Genomic DNA, 20,830 nt, shown 5'->3' with positions numbered 1-20,830 from the left:
ACTAGTATTAACTCTATTTATAAGGTTATTCTTATTAAGTATGGATTATTTCCCTTCAACTTATGATTCTATTTCTGTTACCTCTTTTCCTTCTTTGTTAAAAAGCTTAAACTCCAAACTAAAGGCTTTCGCTTCTGCTTCTGAAAGTCTCTCTTGAAACGCCCCCATGGAAAAGGAGCCTAAAGGAACTGATTTTTCTTCTCTTAATTGATTATTAATGAACAATTCAATCGTCCCAACGGTGGAACCATCTGATAGAAATAGAAAAAGTGGCGTTCTGCTATTATCTACCGGAACGGTATAGGTAGTGATTCCATTGCTCGCACCACTTTCAAAATTCATACCAAGGTACGTATAATCCCCGTTAGAATCTTTTTCAAACCGAATAATGCCCTGCCCTTCTCCATTTGTAAAACCAACCATTCTATTCGTATCTGTATCTACTATATCAATAATTTCAATATTCGTTTTTACCTGAAGTAAATCACTTTCGGCGATTAGCTTCTTAATAGATGCTTCATCAGTCCCATAAACAGGCTTATTCCACAAAAGACCAAATCCAAAAATAACTATTAATCCGATTGCCACAACTACTATTCGCGTTCTTTTCATCGTTTCCCCCCCCTAAAAAAAGGTCTAAGCAACTTTGTATATTCAACATATCATTTGGATTACGTCTATTCAACCGAAAATGAAAATAATTCCATTTAATTTATTCAACGAAGAAGTTCAAAAGACTATTTATTAAAAAATAGGAAAAAAATAAAGGAAGCATATAAAAGAGATAAAGGAGAAATGATGATGCAAAAACTTGTTTTAATCCGCCATGGAGAAAGTATTTGGAATGTAGAGAACCGTTTTACCGGCTGGACTGATGTCGAGCTATCCGAAACTGGATTAACAGAAGCGAGAGAAGCAGGGATGATTTTAAAAAGAAATGGCTTTTACTTTGATACTGCCTTTACTTCCTATTTAAAGAGGGCGATCCGCACCCTATGGATAATCCTTGATGAAATGGACAGTATGTGGATTCCCGTACATAAAACATGGAAGTTAAATGAACGCCATTATGGCGCGTTGCAAGGGCTTAATAAAGCAGAGACAGCGGATAAATTCGGAGAGGATCAAGTACAGTTGTGGAGAAGGTCCATGGATGTTCGACCACCTGCACTCAGTAAAGAAGATCCCCGATACACAATCAAGAATCCTCGCTATGGGCAGCTTAAAGAAGGAGAATTTCCGTTAACAGAAAATCTTGCCGATACGGAAAAACGTGTTTTAACCTACTGGGATCAAGAAATTGCACCAATGTTAAAGAGAAACAAAAAAGTTATCATTGCTGCACATGGCAATACTATTCGGGCTATTATTCAGTATTTAGACCGTGTTTCATCAGATGGAATCGCCTCTTTGAACATCCCAACAAGCATTCCGTTGGTATATGAATTAGACGATAGCACCCTAAAGCCTATTCGCCACTATTATTTAGATATAAATGGGGAAGTTCCAGCGAATGTCATTCCAAAACATATTCCAATTGAATTATTAGATACAGAAATAAAGACGAAAGCGATTAATACACATGAGGAATAAGAAATCATAGGTTAGGCAGGATTTTTTCCGAGAATAGGAACGAGGATGGGAAATAACTAAATAGAAGGTCTGTAAGGGCGAATAATTATCAAAAATGGTTCTCATTCCCTTGATGAACGCTATTTTTTCTCTCGCTTTAGTCAAAAATGGTTTTCATTCCCTTAGTGAACTGTGAAGAGACTCGGAGCTCGCCCCATGGAAAGCGAGCGGTCATATCAGAAATAGTGTATTCTAGCTGCGCGTAATAGCAACAAACTTCATGGAACAGCATTTTCAAAAGCAAATTAAAAAGCCAAACAATTATACGAAACTTTCGTGTAATTGTTTGGCTATAACTTGGGCTGGAGTACCTATGTTCCAGCCTCTTTCTCATTTTCCTAAAAATTCATTTTATCTACTACCTTTAATATAAGGTACACCTGAAGCTTTTGGTGCATCTGCGCGACCGATAAAGCCTGTTAATGCAATAATCGTTAATACATATGGTGCAATTAACAGATACACATTTGGAATGTTTTCTAAAAACGGTAAACTGCTACCAACAATACTCAAACTTTGAGCAAAGCCGAAGAAAATCGCAGCTCCCATAGCCCCAAGCGGATTCCATTTTCCGAAAATAAGGGCAGCAAGTGCCATGAACCCTTGTCCACTAATCGTAGCATGTGTAAAATCATTTGTAATCGACTGGGCAAATACCCCACCGCCGATTCCGCCAAATGCCCCAGAAAGAATAACAGCAATATAGCGCATTTTTGTTACGTTAATTCCCATCGTATCTGCAGCCATTGGGTGTTCCCCTACCGAACGAAGACGCAGGCCAAATGGCGTTTTATACATCACATACCAAGCTATGATAGCGACAATAATTGCTAAGTAGGAAGTCCAATACGTATTGGAGAAAAATAAATCACCAATCACCGGTATATCTTTTAACACGGGAATATCAATTTTCTTAAAGCTATAACGAATGGTACCTGTTTGTCCTTTTCCATCATAGATTAATTTTACTAAAAACATAGCAAGTCCTGCCGCAAGCAAGTTAATCGCTACACCAGAAACGGTTTGATCGGCACGGAATGTGATACTTGCCACAGCATGTAGTACAGAGAAAATCGCACCAACAACCATTGCAACAAGCAATGAAATCCAAGGTGTCCAAGCACCAAGACTATCGGCAAATGTTAAGTTAAAAACAATGGAAGAGAAAGCTCCCATAACCATTAAACCTTCTAATCCAATATTAACGACCCCAGCTCGTTCGGAAAAGTTACCGCCGAGTGCAGTAAAGATTAGTGGAGCAGCAAACAATAGTGAAGAGGGTATGACAATTAATAAAACATCCATTAATCCCATTTACTTCTCCCCCTTTTTACTTTTATTTTTACTTAATCTGTCTAAGAATAAGCGAATCATATAGCTTGAAGCAACAAAGAATACGATTAAGGCAATAATGATATCCACCATCTCATTTGGAACACCAGCTTCAAGCGGCATATTTAACGCACCTACTTTTAAGAAACCGAATAAGCATGCAGCAAGCAAGATTCCCACTGGTCCATTTGCCCCAAGCAATGCAACGGCAATTCCATCAAATCCAACACCTGTAAATCCACCTTTATTACTTACATATTCAAAGGTTCCTAATCCTTCCATCGCTCCTGCAAGACCTGCAAAAGCACCAGAGATAACCATGGATAGAATAATGTTGCGGTTTACGTTCATTCCAGCATACTGAGATGCATTTTGGTTAAAACCAACTGCTTTTAATTCATATCCTTTTACAGTCTTTTCTAAAATAACCCACATAAGAATAACGCAACCGATTGCGATTAAAATTCCCCAGTGAAGACGTGAATAATCCGTAATACTAGCTAAAAAATCAGAACGTAAGCTAGCGGATGGCGGAATCGTTTCTGTACGGTCTGCCTTGTCTGTTAATACATTTCGAATTAAATAATTGGATACATGTAACGCAACATAGTTCATCATAATACTTACGATAACTTCATGCACTCTAAATCTTGCTTTTAAGAAGCCTGGCACAAATGCCCAAAGTGCTCCAGCAGCAGCAGCGGCTAATACTGCAAGTGGCAAGTGAATGATTTTTGGTAAATCAAAAGCAATTCCTACCCAAACTGCAGCAAGCCAGCCTACGATTAATTGTCCTTCTACCCCAATGTTAAATAGTCCGGTACGAAAAGCGAAGGCAACTGCAAGACCTGCTAGAATCAATGGTGTAATTTGACGAACAACTTCCCCAGTAAAATAGATTTCGCCAAATGCTCCATTCCATAGTGCAGTATAAGCGTCTGCAGGATTGTATCCTGTTGCAAGCATTATAATTGTACCAACAATAACCCCTAATAATACGGAAATAATCGGAATGCTAATTTTCTTTATTGTATTAGACATTATTTCTCCACACCCACTTTTTTAGCTTTCGAACCTGCCATTAATAGCCCTAATTCTTGTTCTGTTGTTGTTTTTGGATCCACAGTTGCAATGATTTCCCCGTCGAAAATAACTGCGATTCGATCACTTACATTTAAAATTTCATCAAGCTCAAAGGAAATTAACAATACTGCCTTTCCTTTATCTCGTTGTTCAATTAAACGTTTATGGATAAATTCAATCGCACCAACATCCAGCCCTCTCGTAGGCTGGGCTGCAATTAGCAAATCAGGATCACGATCTACTTCTCTACCTATTATTGCTTTTTGCTGATTTCCGCCAGAAAGTGCTCTTGCAGGTGTGTGAATACTTGGTGTTCTCACATCAAATTCTTCAATTAATTCGCTTGCTTTTTTTTCAATTTCTGTTTGATTCAAGAAACCATAATTAGAAAATGGTCTTTTATAATAAGTTTGCAATGCCATATTTTGGCCAATCGAAAAATCAAGGACTAAACCATGTTTATGTCTATCTTGCGGGATATGGCCAATCCCACTTTCCGTTATTTTTCGAGGTGCCAGTACACTAATTTCCTTGCCGTTAAGGGTGATGCTTCCGCTATTTTTCTTCATTAAACCAGTGATTGCCTCAATCAGCTCGGACTGCCCATTGCCGTCTACTCCAGCAATTCCGACAATCTCACCAGCTTTTACATCTAGGTTAAGAGAGTTTACTACATGAACACCACGATTGTCTTTCACCGTTAAATCCGAAATTTTCAATACCGTTTCTTTCGGATTTGGGGCTTTCTTTTCTGTTTTAAAGGAAACTTCACGACCAACCATTAGGTTTGCAAGTTCATTCGGATTTGTATCTTTAACGTTGTACGTGCCGATGCCTTCCCCTTTTCTGATAACAGTCACACGATCACAAACTTCCATAATTTCTTTTAATTTATGGGTAATTAAGATGATGGACTTTCCTTCTTGAATTAACTTACGGAAAATGCCAATTAATTCAGTAATTTCTTGTGGAGTTAAAACAGCTGTCGGTTCATCAAAAATTAAAATTTCCGCGCCGCGATATAAAGTTTTTAAAATCTCTACTCTTTGTTGCATCCCAACTGAAATATTGGCAACTTTCGCTTTCGGATCTACTGCTAGTCCATATCGCTCGGAGATTTCCTGCACTTCTTTTTCTGCTTTTTTCAGATCGATTTTTCCTTTGCTAACTGTTTCTTTTCCTAAAATAATGTTTTCAGTAACTGTAAAGGTATCAATCAACATAAAATGCTGATGGACCATTCCAATTCCTAAATCATTAGCAATATTAGGATTGGAAATATTAACGACTTTCCCACGCGCACGAATTTCGCCTTTTTCTGGTTGATATAGCCCAAAAAGAACGTTCATAAGCGTAGATTTTCCTGCACCATTTTCCCCTAAAAGCGCGTGAATCTCACCTTTTTTAACTTGAAGGGTGATATTGTTGTTTGCAACAATACCAGGGAATTCTTTTCGAATATTTAACATCTCGATTACATATTCCATCTAATCCACTCCTTCTTACTTGCTTACATAAATTTTCAAGCTTAAAAAAACGTATGATGTCAAAGAAATAATGTTCTAAAACAATCCGCAAAGAAATTATGTAATTTTATATCACGATAATTTCAACCTATAAAATTTTTAATAAAGACTAGAATAACGCTTCTACTCTTTAGTTAAAATTCTATTTTTTGTCGTAAAAAAGGAATAAGTGTTTGCAACGCAAACCACTTATTCCTGGAAAATTAGCATATGCTATTTACTTAACAGTATCAGGAACAGTGTACTCACCGTTTTTAATTTTTGCAGTCCATTCTTCAACAGCTGCATCGATTTCTGCTTTGTTTTCTACTTCTTCATTGATTGCTGCAAGTCCAACGCCATCTTCTTTTAAGCCGTAAACAGTAGTTTCGCCACCAGGGAAATTACCTTCTTTTGCTTTTGTAGAGATATCTTGTACTGCAGTTGAAACGCCTTTTAATGCAGAAGTTAACACAATGTTATGATCCCCAACAGCACCTTCAGCTGATTGATCAGAGTCAACTCCGATTGCCCAGATGTATTTTTCAGGATCTTTTTCTTTTAAATCACGTGCTTCAGAGAATAATCCAGCACCAGTACCACCAGAAGCATGGAATACTACATCTGCACCAGAAGAGTACATTTTACTTGCAATTGTTTTACCAATTTCGGGTTTATCAAAAGCACCAGCATATTGTACATCTACTTCAATATCAGGGTCTACCGCTTTAACGCCATCAACAAATCCAGCTTCGAAGCGACCGATAACTTCTCCTTCAACCCCACCGATAAAACCGATTTTCTTCGATTGAGTTGCATGAGCAGCTGCTACACCAGCTAAGAAAGAAGCTTCTTGCTCTTTAAAAGTAATACTTGCTACATTTGGTTGGTCTACTACAGCGTCAACGATTGCAAAATGAGCATCTGTTTGTTGTTGAGAGATTTCTGAAATTGCACCTTCCATCATAAATCCAATACCAAATACTAAATCATTACCTTGGCGAGTTAAGCTATTTAAATTAGTAGCATAATCTGCATCTGACTGTGATTGAAGGTAATCAATACCATTACCTTTTGATAGACCATTGTCTTCACCAAATGCTTTTAAACCTTCCCAAGCAGATTGGTTAAATGATTTATCATCAACCCCACCAACATCTGTTACCATTGCAACTTGAAATGAGTCTTTATCTTTATCACCCTCTGCTGCATTGTCGTTGCCTTTGTCATTACTTCCACAAGCACTTAATACAGTCCCCGCAGCTAATACTAAAGATAGTGCTAAGCCAAATTTACGCTTCTTCAAAGCTTGTACCCCCTAGATTTTTTGTAATTTAATAAAGAACGTTTGTGATTAGTTTGTCCAGCTTTTTACGAATAAATTCGTTTTCTTAATACTTGAAAGCTAAACTTATCTGATCGAAAGTAATTTACTGAATAAAGAATCGGTTCATCCCTCTCATCATAGTGCATCTGCTTTAAAACAAGCAGAGCAATTTCTGGCTCACATTGCAGGATGGGAGATACCTTCTCGTGATATCCAATCGGTTCGATTTGTGCAACAGCGTATGTAATATGCCTTTGACTATCCGATTCCAAGAATTGAAAAATCGATTCTTGATCGTATGAAAAACGGTCAGGTAAGATATTCTGTGGCAATTTATCAATACAATAAACAACCGGTTCGCCATTAGCTGTTCGAACTCTTTCAATAACGAGTAGTTCTTCCTCTTGCAAAGTAGAGAAGCGTGTCGTATCTTCTTCAGTGGCAAACATCGTGTTTGAGCTTAGAAATATGGTACCTGGATTCATTCCTGCCTGCTTAATCATATTCGTGACACTATTCAATTGTTCGATGCCAGAATTAAACAACGGTTTACTGTTAACAAAAGTGCCAACCCCATGTCTTCTGACAATCACATTTTCTTCTTCTAATGTACGCAATGCCTCTCTTAGAGTGGCACGACTTACACCTAAAGTCTTTGCAAGCTCGAATTCTGAGGGGAATTTTTCTTTTTCTTTATATATTCCCTTCTCAATATCTTTCTTTAGACGATCGACTACTTGCAAATATAAATGTCTCGTATCCGATTTAATTAGCATATGATGTTCCTCCAAACATTTCTAAGACATCAGACCTCTGATGTTCAATCATTCCTACTAATCGAAAATACTATAACACTTTTTGACTAATAAATAAATAGACTTTTAAGAATTTCGTCGAAAAAAAACTGAAATGAGGAATTGTTCGGAAATCAACCGTTTGCATTTGTATATTCCTATAAAAAACACAGTCATTTCCCCCTCTTTTTCTTCCGATACTCGAAAGATTGTTCTGAATATACGATAAAAAGAGAACCTGAAATAGGTTATACTATTTCAGGTTCTCTTTGATAATATGATTATTTTTTATCCATTTAAGCATAAATTTCCATACTCAAACCGATAAATTTCTTATTAATCCATACTAATTTAGTTTGTTCCTTACTGAATGTTCATTTCTTCTGAACCCTTTGGAATAAGGACATTTCTCGGTTTACTACCTTCATATGGTCCGACTACTCCGCGAGCTTCCATTTCATCGATTAATCTTGCCGCTCTTGTATAGCCGATACGGAATCTTCTTTGCAGCATACTAACAGACGCGGTTTGCATTTCAACGATTAATTCCACTGCATCATTATACAATTCATCTTCAACTGCCCCAGTAACTTCGACAATTTCATCTGGAATCATTTCTTCTTGATATTGTGCCTTTTGCTGTCCAATAACAAAATCGACTACATCCTCTACCTCTTCATCTGATAAGAAAGCACCTTGCACCCTAACCGGTTTACTAGCTCCATAGGGGAAAAATAGCATATCTCCTCTTCCTAATAGCTTTTCTGCTCCGCCCATATCTAAAATGGTGCGTGAGTCTGTCTGTGAGGATACGGCGAATGCAATTCGAGATGGAATATTCGCTTTAATAACGCCAGTGATTACATCAACAGATGGACGTTGTGTTGCAATAATAAGATGGATTCCAGCTGCACGGGCCATTTGAGCAAGTCTTGTAATAGCATCTTCTACATCAGAGGATGCTACCATCATTAAGTCTGCAAGCTCGTCCACAATCACAACGATAAATGGAAGAAGTGGCTGCTTTTCCTGTTCCTCTGCATTAATGCGTTTAATATATTCATTATAGCCTTCAATATTTCTTGTTCCTGTGTGGGAGAATAAATCATATCTTCTCTCCATTTCACTTACTACCTTCATCAATGCCTGCGATGCCTTTTTCGGATTCGTTACAACTGGTGCAAGCAAATGAGGCACCCCATTATACACGTTTAATTCCACCATTTTCGGGTCAATCATCATCAATTTGACTTCATGAGGCTTCGCTCTCATTAAAATGCTTGTAATAATTCCATTAATGCAGACAGATTTTCCGCTTCCCGTTGCTCCTGCAACAAGTAAATGAGGCATCTTATTTAATTCTGCACATACTGCCTCACCGGTAATATCCCGCCCAAACGCAATCATCAGCTTGGAATCTGGTTTATCATTTTTACTTGATTCCAGTACTTCTCTTAGGGATACAACAGCAACTTCTGAGTTCGGCACCTCTATCCCGATTGCTGATTTTCCAGGAATCGGAGCTTCAATACGAATATCCTTCGCTGCTAATGCTAATGCTAAATCATCACTTAAATTGACAATTTTACTTACCTTTACCCCTTCACTTGGATGAACTTCATACTTTGTTACTGCAGGACCTAAATGAACCTCTGTCACTCTCGCTTTTACTCCAAAGCTATGAAAGGTTCTTTCTAATTTAGCAGCATTTGCATGAATTTGTTCATACTCCCCACTCTGATCCGCCTTTCTTGGCAGCTTCAATAATTTAAGAGGAGGAAGCTCGTAATCTTTATTTTCTACTTCTGTAAAGGATATTGGGACAACGACTTCTCCCTCATCAGCTGGTTCTTCTATCTGTGTAACAGGCTCTTCATGAATTGCTTCATCCTGATACGCTTTTTCTGCAAATGTGTTAATAATTGGCTCTTGTATGTATGGCTCTTCCTCTTCTTGCGGAGTATTTACGATAATCTGCGGGTTTGTATTTTCCTCTCGCTGATTATTTTCTTTTCTTCCCTGTTTATCCGCTTTGCGTTTTTCCTTATTTTTTTGCATGGATTCTTTCCAATCCTTTAAATCTTGAATAAACGCTGTCCATTGATCCTGGATAAAATTCCAAATACCTGATAATACTTTCTTAAAAGCACCACTTAAAGTTTTGCCTGTAAGCAAAATAAAACCAATAACAATGACGATAAAGCTAATAATTTGCGTACCTACTGTATCAAATAAATAATGGAATAGGGCAAATAAAACGGCACCAATCATTCCACCACCTAGATCAATATTTGTTGACTGTTTATTTACTTCCATCCAAAATAATTCCCAAGTGTTATAAATAACACTCGGATTCGTAAAAGCCCCTTGACTGGCTAGCAATTTAAATAATGTTACGTGACTCAATAACAAAATCGCTCCAACAATTAAATAGATCCCATTCAATTTAGTATGGAACATATAAGGTTTTTCTCGTTTCCACATTAAATAACCACCGTATACGATTAGTCCAATCAGACAAAGCATATACCACTCTCCGAAGAAGAAACGAAAAAAAGAAACCATTGTTGTTCCAACAGCCCCAAGCTGTAGAATCGAGATAAAACTCAACGCCATAATGACGAGGGCTGCAAGTTCATATTGTATCGTTAATTTAAGTGCTTGTTTTTGTCTTTTCTTTCTTTTTTTCCTTTTCGCCATTTATATCACCTAATATTTATAATCATTTGTAATAAAGAAGCAGCCTTTAGGCTGCTTCTTTATTGATTACTATATTATACCATAGTTTATGAAAAACAGATTATATGTTTGGAATTTTTGTTCCTGGTTGCATGCCTGTATGGAGAAAATCACTTGGATCGGTGCTAAGTACTCTCACTACTTCAAATTCATTTGCTTCATTTTTCGCGACTAACAAAGGTATTCCATTATAATTTATAACCTGCTGCTTTTCATAAATATCTTGACTCATTGGAAAAATCAATTCTTCCGGCATCATTGTATACATGATCATTGGATAATCCCTTCCGTCTGTTCTTTATTCGCATCAATTAACTCATTGAGCTTTTTCATCGCATTTCCTACCCCGCCAACAGCATCTATAAGTCCAGAAGTTACAGCATCTATACCAATTACGTTTGTTCCAATATCTCTTGTTAAATTCCCTTTTGCAAACATAAGATCTTTAAAATCTTCTTCCGTTATTTTGGAATGCTTTGTGACAAAATTAACGACTCTTTCTTGCATTTTATCTAAGTACTCAAATGTTTGGGGAACTCCAATAACGAGCCCTGTTAATCGTATTGGGTGAATGGTCATCGTTGCTGTTTCTGCAATAAAAGAAAAATCACAGGATACAGCAATCGGTACCCCGATAGAATGTCCTCCTCCTAAAACAAGAGAAACAGTTGGTTTAGAAAGAGATGCAAGCATTTCGGAAATTGCTAACCCAGCTTCTACGTCGCCTCCAACTGTATTTAAAATAACCAGTACCCCTTCAATTTTCGGGTTTTGTTCAATTGCAACAATTTGCGGAATTAAATGCTCATATTTCGTCGTTTTATTTTGAGGTGGCAATTGCAAATGCCCTTCAATTTGGCCAACAATCGTTAAACAATGTATTTTTGAATCCTGAGAAAGCTGTGGTACATTGGTTTGTCCCAGCTGTTGTATTTTTTCCATTAAACCACCAGTTGGTTTATCCTCTTTCGGCTGTTCTTCAGGCTCATTATTATTATTTACTGAAATCATAATGTTCTCCCTTCCTAAGACCATAATAATGTTAGTATGAAGCGAGAGACACTATTTCATGCGGTTGAAATCGAAAAGACAAAATGCCTGTTTATTTGCCATTGGAATGCACAATGATATTTATAGTATCTCCTGAATAGGAAGGTATGAACGCTTTTTTCAATCAGCTCGCTTACATTTTCGACGTTCATTCACTGTATGTACGCCTTTTTATATTTGGCTCTTTAAATAATGGCATACAAAAAAACAGCCTCCTTATCAAAGGAGACTGTTACTTTTATTTTCTAGCTGGTTTTACTTCCATAATAATCGGCAGAATCATTGGTCTGCGTCTTGTTTTTTCATAAAGGAACTGGTTTAATGTGTCTCTTATATCTTGCTTAATACCAGTCCAGTCAAAGCTGTCCTTGCTGATGCTTTTTTCTACAATATCTCTTACTCGATCAGAAGCTTCTTCGAGTAATTTCTCTGATTCACGAACATACACAAAGCCTCGCGTAATAATTTCTGGACCAGCAGAAATCTTTCTCTCTGCCTTATTTAATGTTACGACAACTGTTAAGATACCATCCTGTGACAATAACTTTCGATCTCTTAGGACAATATTTCCGACATCGCCAACACCGCTGCCATCGATTAATACATTCCCTGCTGGAATCTTTCCACCAACTCGAAGCGTATCTTCTTTATATTCAAGAACTTCCCCTTGTTCAGGAAGATAGATATTTTGAGGGGCAATTCCACATTCAACCGCAATTTTTTCATGCGCTTTTAATAAACGATATTCTCCATGGATTGGCAAGAAGAATTTTGGCTTCATCATATTAATCATGAATTTCAATTCTTCTTGACTGCCGTGATTGGAGCTATTAAATGTTTTATAGTCTGCAAGAAGTGTCGCACCGGCTCTATATAGTTTATCAATTGTTTTTCCAACAAACACTTCACTGCCTAAGAAAGAAGATGCTGCAAATAACACGGTATCCCCTTGCATGATGCTTACTTGCTTATGGTTTTTTCTCACCATTTTTTGCAGAGCTTCAATTGGCTCCCCTTTTGTTCCAGTCGTGATAATTACCATTTGATCCTGCGCATACTCTTGAAGCTCATTATAGGTAACAATTGTTTCCTCATCTACTGTTAAATAATGGTTCTTTATAGCAATCTGTAATACTCTTTGTAAATTTTTTCCGATAATTGCAACTTTACGATTCGTTTTCTCTGCAGCGTCAATGATATGCTGAATTCTATTTAAGTCTGTTGCAAAGCATGCTGCAATGATACGGCCCTTTGTTTGTAAAAAGGAGTCGATCAAGCTTTGCGTTACTACAAAGTCTGTAGTAGAATAGCCTGGCTTATCTGCATTTGTACTATCAGAAAGTAAAGCTAAAACGCCTTCTTCTCCAATTTTTGCCATCTCACCATACTCAGGCTTATATAAATCACTTGCAGTCTGGTCAAATTTAAAATCCCCTGTATGTACGATTGCACCTTCTGATGTATGAATAACGATACCAATACTATCTGGGATACTATGATTCGTTTTAAAGAAAGATACTTTTGAAGAAGCAAACGTAAGAACTGATTTAGAGGTAATAATTTCAAATTGTGCTTGTCCTTTGTAATCCTGCTCTTTCATCTTTTCCTTTGTCAGTTCAGCTGTTAAAAGAGTCGTAAAAACGGGCACGTCCAAATCTCTTAATATATAAGATAAGCCTCCGATGTGATCTTCATGTGCATGTGTTAAGAAAATTCCTTTGACTCTGTCTTTGTTTTGCTTTAAATACGATATATCTGGAATAACAATATCAATCCCCAACATTTCATTTTGTGGGTACATTAAACCAGCATCAATTACAAATATGTCTTCATCCACTTCGACTACAAACATATTTTTTCCGTTCTCGCCCACTCCACCGAGTGCAACGAGCTTTATTTTTTCATTCTTCATAAATTTTTGTTTCCTCCTATGTTGAGTTAAGCCGACCATTGATCAGTTATGCTTATTATACTTGATGTTTAAAAATGTTTACAACCAATTTTATGAAATCTTCTTTTTTAAAATGATTTCTTCAGAAAATATAGCTATTCCATTATTGGATTTAACCTAATTTCATCGATTTTTTTCCTAGTCAAATGATAATTTTTAACGTTCATTCGATTTAAATTTAAAAATAGAAATAACGATTACGACAAAGAAACAAGCTAAACATGCCATGATGCTAATTCGATTTGCTTCATCAAATAAGAAACTGATACTAATTATTGCTAAACAAATTACCGTAATTATAGGTATGAACGGATATCCCCAAATTTTAAAGCTTGGTTCAAAGGGATAAGATTTTCGTAGCTTTACTTGTGCTAAACAAATGGCTATCCAAACAATCGAAACAACAAAACCTGGGAATGCCATAAGCAAAGTGAATACTTCATCTTGCTTTACTAATGCAATCATGGAACCAGCAATCAAAATAATAGCTGTAAGCATTAAACTATATAAAGGAACTCCATTTTTATTTACCTTGCTAAACGCTTTTGGTCCTTGTCCTTCTAAAGCAAGGGAATACATCATTCTCGTACAACCGTATATACCCGAATTCGCTGCAGATAACACCGCAATAATCAAGACAAAGTTCATAATATGAGCTGCACCAGATAATCCAGAAATAGTCAGCACTTGTACAAATGGACTGGAAGCATCGTTTAGCTTATTCCAAGGAATAAGACCACATATAATTAATATAGGTAACGTGTAAAATAATATGATTCGTAAAATAAAGCTTTTAATTACTTTAGGCAGTATTTTCTCTGCATCTTTTGCTTCTGTTACGGTAACTCCAATTAGTTCAGAGCCACCATAGGAGAACATAACAATTAATAATGCTGACAAGACAGACATCCAACCATTTGGGAAAAATCCACCATGCTCTGTGTAATTTTGCAAATAATTTGTTTGGCCAGATGGAATGATGCCAAATAAAACAGCCGCTCCTAGAATAATAAAGAGAATTATCATCCCAATTTTAATGCCTGCAAACCAAAACTCAAATTCACCATAATTTTTAACATTCATTGTATTTACAGCAATTAAAATAATGGAACAAATAATGCTTAATATCCAAAGCGGAATATCTGGTAACCAAAATTGCAAAAAGCTTCCTGCTACAACAACCTCAATCACGCATACAGCAAGCCATAAAATGCAATACATCCAGCCAATAATGAATGCCATTCGATTGCCAAAAGCTTTCCCAATAAAGCCTTTCATATTTGTATTGGGATAAATAATTGCCATTTCCGCAATACTTCCCATTACTACGAGCAATAAAAGTCCTGCAAATATGTATGTAAAGATAACGCCTGGGCCGGCAATAGATACTGTTTCACCGCTTCCTTTAAATATTCCGGTACCAATCGCTCCTCCCATTGCCATTAAACTAATATGTCTTGGCAATAAGTTTTTTTGTAACTGATTATTCGTCATGCTTTCTCCTCCGCGTTTCTTACATTTACTAGTAATAAACAATTTCTATAAATCGAACATTTACTATGTATCCAATCATAATCAATTACTAGTTTGGAAACAAGTTTTTCTTAATAAGGCTGTCAAACAAAAAAGTCAGAAGAGCTAGTTATCTCATGGAGGAAGGAACCAATTTAACTACTGGTTCATCCTTAGTAATAAGAGATAGCTGAACTCTTCTGACAAGTAAAGATTCTTTTAACCTTGCAAAGTAAGCTTTTGTATCATTTTAATCGTATTTACGGATAAAGACGTAAAACTTAAAAAAGCTTATAAATATTTCGCTAGTTCTTTGCGTTCTTCCTCTGTTAAAGGAACTAAAGGTAAACGAACAGAACCAACATCAAAGCCTTTTAATTGAAGCGCCGTTTTTACTGGTACAGGGTTAGGTGCTTTAAATAAGGCTAACATCAGAGGAAGTAATTTCTGATGCATTTTTGAAGCTTCCTCTATATTTCCAGCTAAGAAAGAATTCACCATTTCTTTCATTTCTTTGCCGATGATATGAGATGCAACAGAGATTATTCCAGTTCCACCTACAGATAATAACGGTAATGTTAAACCGTCATCGCCACTGTATACGTAAAAATCATCTGGTGTTGACGCAATAATTTTCGTGATGTTATTTAAATTTCCGCTAGCTTCTTTTACTGCTACTATATTTTCAATTTCAGACATGCGAATAATAGTGTCTGGTTCAATATTGACAACAGAACGACCTGGAATATTATATATCATAACGGGTAGTTTTGTAGATTCTGCAACTGCTTTAATATGCTGAAACAAACCCTCTTGGTTCGGCTTGTTATAGTATGGTCCAACTACCATAACAGCGTCCACACCTGCAAGTTCAGCTTGTTTCGTCAATTCGATGGACTCATATGTGTTATAACTACCTGTTCCTGCAATAATTGGAACTCTCTTTTCCACTACCTTTACCACATGTTTAAATAACGCAATCTTCTCTTGTTTGGATAATGTGGGTGATTCTCCAGTTGTACCAGCTACTACTAAAGAATCTGTTCCGTTTTCAAGTAAATGATTAATTAACTGTGTTGTTTTTGGAAAATCTATATGTCCCTTGGCATCAAATGGTGTAATCATGGCCGTTGACACCCTACCAAATAAACCCATCGTTCCACTCCTATTCTCATCTCGATCTCGTCGTATCTATATCTAATCTATTCTTTCTCTAGCTCAAACGCATCGTGTAATACATTCACTGCGTTTACTAAATCATCCTGTTTCACCAGTACCCATATCGTTGCATGGCTATCTGCTGATTGCAGGATTCGAATTCCTTTATTTGATAGTGCTGTAACAATTTTAAATGTAACACCTGGTACACCGGCCATTCCAGCACCAACTACTGAAACTTTCGCACACTCTCTTTCAATAACAGGTTCGTAGCCCATATTTTCAAGAACAGCTATAGCCTTATTGGTCATTTCATTTGTTACGGTATAGACAACGCTGTTTGGTGAAATGTTGATAAAGTCGACACTTATTTCTTCGTTTGCCATTGCTTTAAATACTTGCGCCTGCAAATCATACTGATCTTTTTTCGCAAATACCTTAATTTGTGTTACATTCACTACATGCGCAATACCAGTAACCGGTCTTTCTTTAATGTCGCTTCCTTTGTTCTCTGCATTACTGGATGTAACGAGCGTACCAGCACCTTTTGAATAAGTAGAACGAATTCGAATTGGCACTTTCGCCTGCATCGCAATTTCCACTGCTCGAGGATGAATAACTTTTGCGCCTTGGTATGCCATATTACATACCTCTGAATAAGTGACAACTGATAACGGCCGAGCATTTTCAGCGATTCTTGGGTCAGCTGTCATAATTCCTTCTACGTCTGTAAATATATCAATATATTCTGCATTTAGGGCAGATCCTAAAGCGGCTGCTGAAGTATCACTTCCGCCTCTTCCTAATGTTGTCGTATCTCCATTTGGGGCTGCGCCTTGAAAGCCAGCTACCACAACTACATCATGGTTTTCCAATTCTTGAAGAATACGACTGCAGTCCATTTCCATTATTCTTGCATTCGTAAAATCATTATTCGTTTTAAATCCAGCTTGAGCACCTGTCAAAGCTGTAGCTGAAATCTGATTTTCTAGCAATAGCTGTGTGAACACAACACTTGAAATAATTTCACCGCATGACATTAGCAAGTCATTTTCTCTTCTGCTGATACTTGTTTCTGCTCCGCCAACTAATGATAAGAGTGTATCGGTTGCATATGGTTCTCCTTTACGACCCATTGCTGAAACAACTACAACCACTTTATACCCTTCACTTAATGCATCTTTAATATGATCTTTTGCTTGAATTCGGCTTTTTTCATCTCGTACCGATGTTCCACCAAATTTTTGAAGCATTATTTTCACAGTAAACACCTCTGAACACTTTCTAAATGAGTGTAAATATAAGGGTGCCTTTTTCTAGAACAAATTGGAGGAATCTCAAATCCTTAACTATAAAGATTAGATACCTCAAACATCATATTACTAGGAGGATCCCTTGTTGTTTGACTCTAGTTAACCTTTAAGCCATTTAATAATAGTATTCGTTAAAAAAAGGATCTCTTTCTTCTAAAAATACTCATTTGTTAAGAAAGACAAGATTTTGGCACGAGGCGTATATTGCTGTATCCAAACTTGTACTTCCTGTATGTAGAAAAATTAGAACTCTACTTACAGGCATTTTCCTGTATTCTAACCATTTACAGTCTTGCCTTTCTTCATTTACTTATACAAGTCCTAATTTAATTAGGCTTTCAGCGATTTGAACAGAGTTCCATGCGGCACCCTTTAATAAGTTATCTGACACTACCCACATATGGAATCCGTTTTTCACGTCTAAATCTTGACGAATACGTCCGACAAAAACATCATTGCTTCCTACACAATCTGCAGGCATTGGATAGATTTGATTATTCGGATCATCCTGAAGAACAATGCCAGGAGAAGCTGCTAATAATTCTTTGATTTCTGCTACTGTTGCTTGATCATTGTCTAACTCAAAATAAACAGATTCAGAATGACCTGTCGCAACTGGAATACGTACACATGTTGCCGCAACTTTTAAGTCATCTGCATGCATGATTTTCTTTGTTTCGTTGATCATCTTCATTTCTTCATAAGTAAATCCATTTTCTGTGAACACATCAATTTGCGGAACTGCATTAAAGGCAATTTGATAATGCTGCTTATCGCTCTTAACAGGAAGAATTTTTGGTTCAAATGATTCATTGTTAAGAATCGCTTGCGTTTGGCTATTTAATTCCTCTACTGCTGCTGCACCTGATCCAGACACAGCTTGATATGTCGACACTAATACTTTAGAAAGGCCATACTTTTCTTTTAACGGTTGTAGAGCTACGACCATTTGAATAGTAGAACAGTTTGGGTTTGCAATAATTCCGTTATGTTTGCGAAGATCCTCTTCATTTACTTCTGGTACTACTAATGGCACGTCTTTGTCCATACGGAATGCACTTGTATTATCAACAACAATTGCTCCATGTCTTACCGCATGTGGCGCTAGCTCCTTCGATACCCCACCACCTGCACTGAATAACGCAATATCAATTCCTTTAAAGCTATCTGGAGTTGCTTCTTGTACCACAATTTCCTTATCTTTATAAAGAACTTTTGTCCCTGCTGAACGTTTTGATGACAAAAGTGTTAATGTTGAAATAGGAAAATCTCTGCTTTCTAATGTTTTCATCATTTGTTGACCAACAGCCCCTGTTGCTCCGACTACTGCTACGTTGTATCCTTTTAATTGCTCCATCTATGGTTCTCCTTCCAAAGGCTTTCTCTAATAATCATAGGCTAATGTAAATGCACTGCCTTAAATAATATTATCTATTTTAACATATTCAAGCAGCAATAAAAGAAACTTTTATCAGATTCTTTCAAAAAACACCGATTGGCGCTAAAGAGTTCCGAATGGATTACAAAAAGCGCCTTGTTTTATCGGTGATTTTCTAAAAACACTCGTTAATCTAAATATTTCTCCACAATTACTGGCTGAATCTGTTTATATTTTAATGCTGCTTCAATTGTTTCTGCAAGCATAGACATTCTTGCTACCATGGAATTTGGTTTTTTTTCTGGATCATCCTGGCCAAATGGGATAAAGAAAATATTCTTTGTTGCCATCAAACGCATTAGATTGATGCCATTTAATCCTAATGCATCATTTGTAGAAATTCCTAACACAACTGGATTTTGATTTCTTAATGTAGCTTTAGCTGCCATTAATACTGCATTGTCTGTCATGGCATTTGCAAATTTGCTCATGCTATTTCCTGTTAATGGGGCGATTACCATACAATCTAGTGGGGCTTTCGGTCCAAGGGGCTCTGCTGCTACTATACTATCGATTATTGGCTGCCCTGTTATTTCTTCTACTTTGCTAACCCAATCCTTCCCCTTGCCGAAACGAGTATCTGTATTTTTAACATTTCCCGTTACAACTGGTACTACTTCTGCGCCAAGTGATACTAACTTTTCTACCTGTGGTACTACTTCTGCGTACGTACAGTGAGATCCTGAAATACCAAATCCAATTCTTTTTCCTTGTAAACTACTCATTCTTATTTCTCCTTTCCTTGTTGCGGTTGATCAGCAAGTAATTGAGCTAAGACATCTGCGAGTATATTCCCTGCTGTTTTCGGGGCTACAATTCCCGGTAAACTTGGTGCAAGTAATGCCTTAACCCCTCTTTTTTCTGCATATTGAAAATCTGTTCCACCTGGTTTAGATGCTAAATCGAGCACCAATGTGTGAAGGGGCATTTTTTCAATGACATCAGAAGTTACGACGAGATGGGGGATCGTATTGATACAAATATCAATATCTTCCACCGCGATTTGTAAATCATCTAAATGTACAGGAGTTAATCCCATTTCTATAATGCGAGCAATATGTTCACTTTGATTAGCTGCAACCTTTACTTTCGCACCTAATGCGTGGAAAGTCCGTGCAACACTCATTCCTACACGCCCTAGCCCAAGCACAATTACCTTAGAGCCATGAATCGTTGTATCTGTATGTTGGATTGCCATCATAATCGTACCTTCTACTGTTGGAATGGAATTTAATATTGCTACATCATCTCGATCAAATAATTGAACGAGTTTTCGGTTCGTTTCTTTAATTAGCAAATTTAAATAGTCATTCGTTATCCCTGAATATATGGTGCAATGTCCTGGGGTTTTTTCTAATATTTCTTTTGTTAAAAAAACCTGTTCGTTCGAAAAGATTGTATCAACTTGCCCATTTAAATCGGTACCTTTAACGGGTAAGATAATAGCATCTATTTTCGAAAAATCTACGTTATCGATTTTTTCTTTTGTAGCTCCGGTGAATGCATGGTCTAATTGCTCGAACCCAATTAATGAAAGGATTGCCTCTTGTTCGGTTAGCTTGCGAACAATTTCTAGCTGCCTTGCATCACCGCCGATAACCGCGATTTTCATCCCTTTCAGCATGAATATTTCACCTTCTTTTTTTAAAGATCCTGTTTTCATAGCTCGCTACTTCAACATCTTATGTGAATACACATTATTAGGTGAGTTGTTTCTAGGAATTCCTCAAAAAGAAGGATTTCTTCTTTATTTAGAACAAATAGTTAAAAATGGGAAAGCTTCTCGATCTTATGTATTATTTATATAATGAAACCTGCTGTTAAATTGGAATATAGCTCTCATTTCCAGGGCGAGCGGCGAGTCTGCTTCGCCCTTCCTGTCCTAGTTTCTGCTCGAACTTGTTCATATCTTCAATAGGAGCGGTCGCCTCTTAATTTGCATCACACTAACTTTTCTGTTCATTCGAATTAATATTATAGAATAAAGTAGCCAATG

At 36.9% G+C, this 20,830-nt stretch carries 17 protein-coding genes; 1 reads left to right on the top strand and 16 read right to left on the bottom strand.

Annotated features, from left to right (window positions below):
• Positions 1 to 60: 60 nt before the first annotated feature.
• The gene (locus AB3U99_RS10240) at positions 61 to 612 is read right to left on the bottom strand and encodes a hypothetical protein (RefSeq protein WP_400247320.1); all 552 of its coding nucleotides are present in this window, start codon (positions 610 to 612) and stop codon (positions 61 to 63) included.
• A gap of 189 nt (positions 613 to 801) precedes the next feature.
• Between AB3U99_RS10240 and gpmA the strand changes: the two genes are divergently transcribed.
• Positions 802 to 1,593: a 2,3-diphosphoglycerate-dependent phosphoglycerate mutase gene (gene gpmA / locus AB3U99_RS10235; RefSeq protein WP_400247318.1), complete on the top strand. Its 792-nt coding sequence runs from the start codon at positions 802 to 804 to the stop codon at positions 1,591 to 1,593.
• Positions 1,594 to 1,983: 390 nt separating this feature from the next.
• Here gpmA and AB3U99_RS10230 read toward each other — a convergent pair whose 3' ends face one another.
• From AB3U99_RS10230 to dpaA, 15 genes are all read right to left on the bottom strand, one after another.
• A complete protein-coding gene (locus tag AB3U99_RS10230; protein WP_400247316.1) occupies positions 1,984 to 2,946 on the bottom strand; it encodes an ABC transporter permease in 963 nt (320 codons plus the stop codon).
• The gene (locus AB3U99_RS10225) at positions 2,947 to 4,005 is read right to left on the bottom strand and encodes an ABC transporter permease (RefSeq protein WP_400247314.1); all 1,059 of its coding nucleotides are present in this window, start codon (positions 4,003 to 4,005) and stop codon (positions 2,947 to 2,949) included.
• On the bottom strand, positions 4,005 to 5,534 hold the full coding sequence (locus AB3U99_RS10220) for an ABC transporter ATP-binding protein (protein WP_400247312.1): 1,530 nt from the start codon (positions 5,532 to 5,534) through the stop codon (positions 4,005 to 4,007). The genes AB3U99_RS10225 and AB3U99_RS10220 overlap by 1 nt, the downstream gene beginning before the upstream one ends.
• 256 nt (positions 5,535 to 5,790) lie before the next feature.
• Positions 5,791 to 6,858, bottom strand: coding sequence for a BMP family protein (locus AB3U99_RS10215; protein ID WP_400247310.1), 1,068 nt, complete (start codon positions 6,856 to 6,858; stop codon positions 5,791 to 5,793).
• Between the two features lie 65 nt (positions 6,859 to 6,923).
• Positions 6,924 to 7,655 carry a GntR family transcriptional regulator gene (locus tag AB3U99_RS10210; RefSeq protein ID WP_400247309.1) on the bottom strand — a complete coding sequence of 244 codons (732 nt, stop codon included), beginning with the start codon at positions 7,653 to 7,655 and terminating at the stop codon, positions 6,924 to 6,926.
• A 381-nt stretch (positions 7,656 to 8,036) separates the two neighbouring features.
• The gene (locus AB3U99_RS10205) at positions 8,037 to 10,373 is read right to left on the bottom strand and encodes a DNA translocase FtsK (RefSeq protein ID WP_400247308.1); all 2,337 of its coding nucleotides are present in this window, start codon (positions 10,371 to 10,373) and stop codon (positions 8,037 to 8,039) included.
• A 100-nt stretch (positions 10,374 to 10,473) separates the two neighbouring features.
• Positions 10,474 to 10,686 carry a YlzJ-like family protein gene (locus AB3U99_RS10200; RefSeq protein ID WP_400247307.1) on the bottom strand — a complete coding sequence of 71 codons (213 nt, stop codon included), beginning with the start codon at positions 10,684 to 10,686 and terminating at the stop codon, positions 10,474 to 10,476.
• Positions 10,683 to 11,423: a ClpP family protease gene (locus tag AB3U99_RS10195; RefSeq protein WP_400247305.1), complete on the bottom strand. Its 741-nt coding sequence runs from the start codon at positions 11,421 to 11,423 to the stop codon at positions 10,683 to 10,685. Before AB3U99_RS10195 ends, AB3U99_RS10200 begins: the two co-directional genes overlap by 4 nt.
• Before the next feature lie 277 nt (positions 11,424 to 11,700).
• Positions 11,701 to 13,374, bottom strand: a complete 1,674-nt coding sequence (locus AB3U99_RS10190; RefSeq protein WP_400247304.1) for a ribonuclease J — start codon at positions 13,372 to 13,374, stop codon at positions 11,701 to 11,703.
• Between the two features lie 195 nt (positions 13,375 to 13,569).
• Positions 13,570 to 14,907: an amino acid permease gene (locus AB3U99_RS10185; protein ID WP_400247303.1), complete on the bottom strand. Its 1,338-nt coding sequence runs from the start codon at positions 14,905 to 14,907 to the stop codon at positions 13,570 to 13,572.
• A 309-nt stretch (positions 14,908 to 15,216) separates the two neighbouring features.
• Positions 15,217 to 16,080 carry a 4-hydroxy-tetrahydrodipicolinate synthase gene (gene dapA, locus AB3U99_RS10180; RefSeq protein WP_400247301.1) on the bottom strand — a complete coding sequence of 288 codons (864 nt, stop codon included), beginning with the start codon at positions 16,078 to 16,080 and terminating at the stop codon, positions 15,217 to 15,219.
• Between the two features lie 47 nt (positions 16,081 to 16,127).
• Positions 16,128 to 17,345 (bottom strand): aspartate kinase, encoded by a 1,218-nt coding sequence (dapG, locus tag AB3U99_RS10175; RefSeq protein ID WP_400247299.1) that lies wholly within the window; start codon positions 17,343 to 17,345, stop codon positions 16,128 to 16,130.
• Positions 17,346 to 17,706: 361 nt separating this feature from the next.
• On the bottom strand, positions 17,707 to 18,753 hold the full coding sequence (locus AB3U99_RS10170; RefSeq protein WP_400247297.1) for an aspartate-semialdehyde dehydrogenase: 1,047 nt from the start codon (positions 18,751 to 18,753) through the stop codon (positions 17,707 to 17,709).
• A gap of 209 nt (positions 18,754 to 18,962) precedes the next feature.
• The gene (gene dpaB, locus AB3U99_RS10165) at positions 18,963 to 19,559 is read right to left on the bottom strand and encodes a dipicolinate synthase subunit B (protein WP_400247295.1); all 597 of its coding nucleotides are present in this window, start codon (positions 19,557 to 19,559) and stop codon (positions 18,963 to 18,965) included.
• Positions 19,560 to 19,561: 2 nt separating this feature from the next.
• A complete protein-coding gene (dpaA, locus tag AB3U99_RS10160; RefSeq protein ID WP_400248021.1) occupies positions 19,562 to 20,458 on the bottom strand; it encodes a dipicolinic acid synthetase subunit A in 897 nt (298 codons plus the stop codon).
• Positions 20,459 to 20,830: the final 372 nt, after the last annotated feature.

The organism is Niallia tiangongensis, assembly GCF_044704065.1.
Lineage (GTDB): Bacteria > Bacillota > Bacilli > Bacillales > Cytobacillaceae > Niallia > Niallia tiangongensis.
The sequence above is the reverse complement of the archived record's forward strand: the minus strand, read 5'-3'. Positions and strand labels throughout refer to the sequence as shown.

Coding starts and splice junctions, on each gene's coding strand:
- AB3U99_RS10240 (WP_400247320.1), bottom strand. CDS start 612: ATGAAAAGAACGCGAATAGTAGTTGTGGCAATCGGATTAATAGTTATT.
- gpmA (WP_400247318.1), top strand. CDS start 802: ATGCAAAAACTTGTTTTAATCCGCCATGGAGAAAGTATTTGGAATGTA.
- AB3U99_RS10230 (WP_400247316.1), bottom strand. CDS start 2,946: ATGGGATTAATGGATGTTTTATTAATTGTCATACCCTCTTCACTATTG.
- AB3U99_RS10225 (WP_400247314.1), bottom strand. CDS start 4,005: ATGTCTAATACAATAAAGAAAATTAGCATTCCGATTATTTCCGTATTA.
- AB3U99_RS10220 (WP_400247312.1), bottom strand. CDS start 5,534: ATGGAATATGTAATCGAGATGTTAAATATTCGAAAAGAATTCCCTGGT.
- AB3U99_RS10210 (WP_400247309.1), bottom strand. CDS start 7,655: ATGCTAATTAAATCGGATACGAGACATTTATATTTGCAAGTAGTCGAT.
- AB3U99_RS10205 (WP_400247308.1), bottom strand. CDS start 10,373: ATGGCGAAAAGGAAAAAAAGAAAGAAAAGACAAAAACAAGCACTTAAA.
- AB3U99_RS10200 (WP_400247307.1), bottom strand. CDS start 10,686: ATGATCATGTATACAATGATGCCGGAAGAATTGATTTTTCCAATGAGT.
- AB3U99_RS10195 (WP_400247305.1), bottom strand. CDS start 11,423: ATGATTTCAGTAAATAATAATAATGAGCCTGAAGAACAGCCGAAAGAG.
- AB3U99_RS10190 (WP_400247304.1), bottom strand. CDS start 13,374: ATGAAGAATGAAAAAATAAAGCTCGTTGCACTCGGTGGAGTGGGCGAG.
- AB3U99_RS10185 (WP_400247303.1), bottom strand. CDS start 14,907: ATGACGAATAATCAGTTACAAAAAAACTTATTGCCAAGACATATTAGT.
- dapA (WP_400247301.1), bottom strand. CDS start 16,080: ATGGGTTTATTTGGTAGGGTGTCAACGGCCATGATTACACCATTTGAT.
- AB3U99_RS10170 (WP_400247297.1), bottom strand. CDS start 18,753: ATGGAGCAATTAAAAGGATACAACGTAGCAGTAGTCGGAGCAACAGGG.
- dpaB (WP_400247295.1), bottom strand. CDS start 19,559: ATGAGTAGTTTACAAGGAAAAAGAATTGGATTTGGTATTTCAGGATCT.
- dpaA (WP_400248021.1), bottom strand. CDS start 20,458: ATGCTGAAAGGGATGAAAATCGCGGTTATCGGCGGTGATGCAAGGCAG.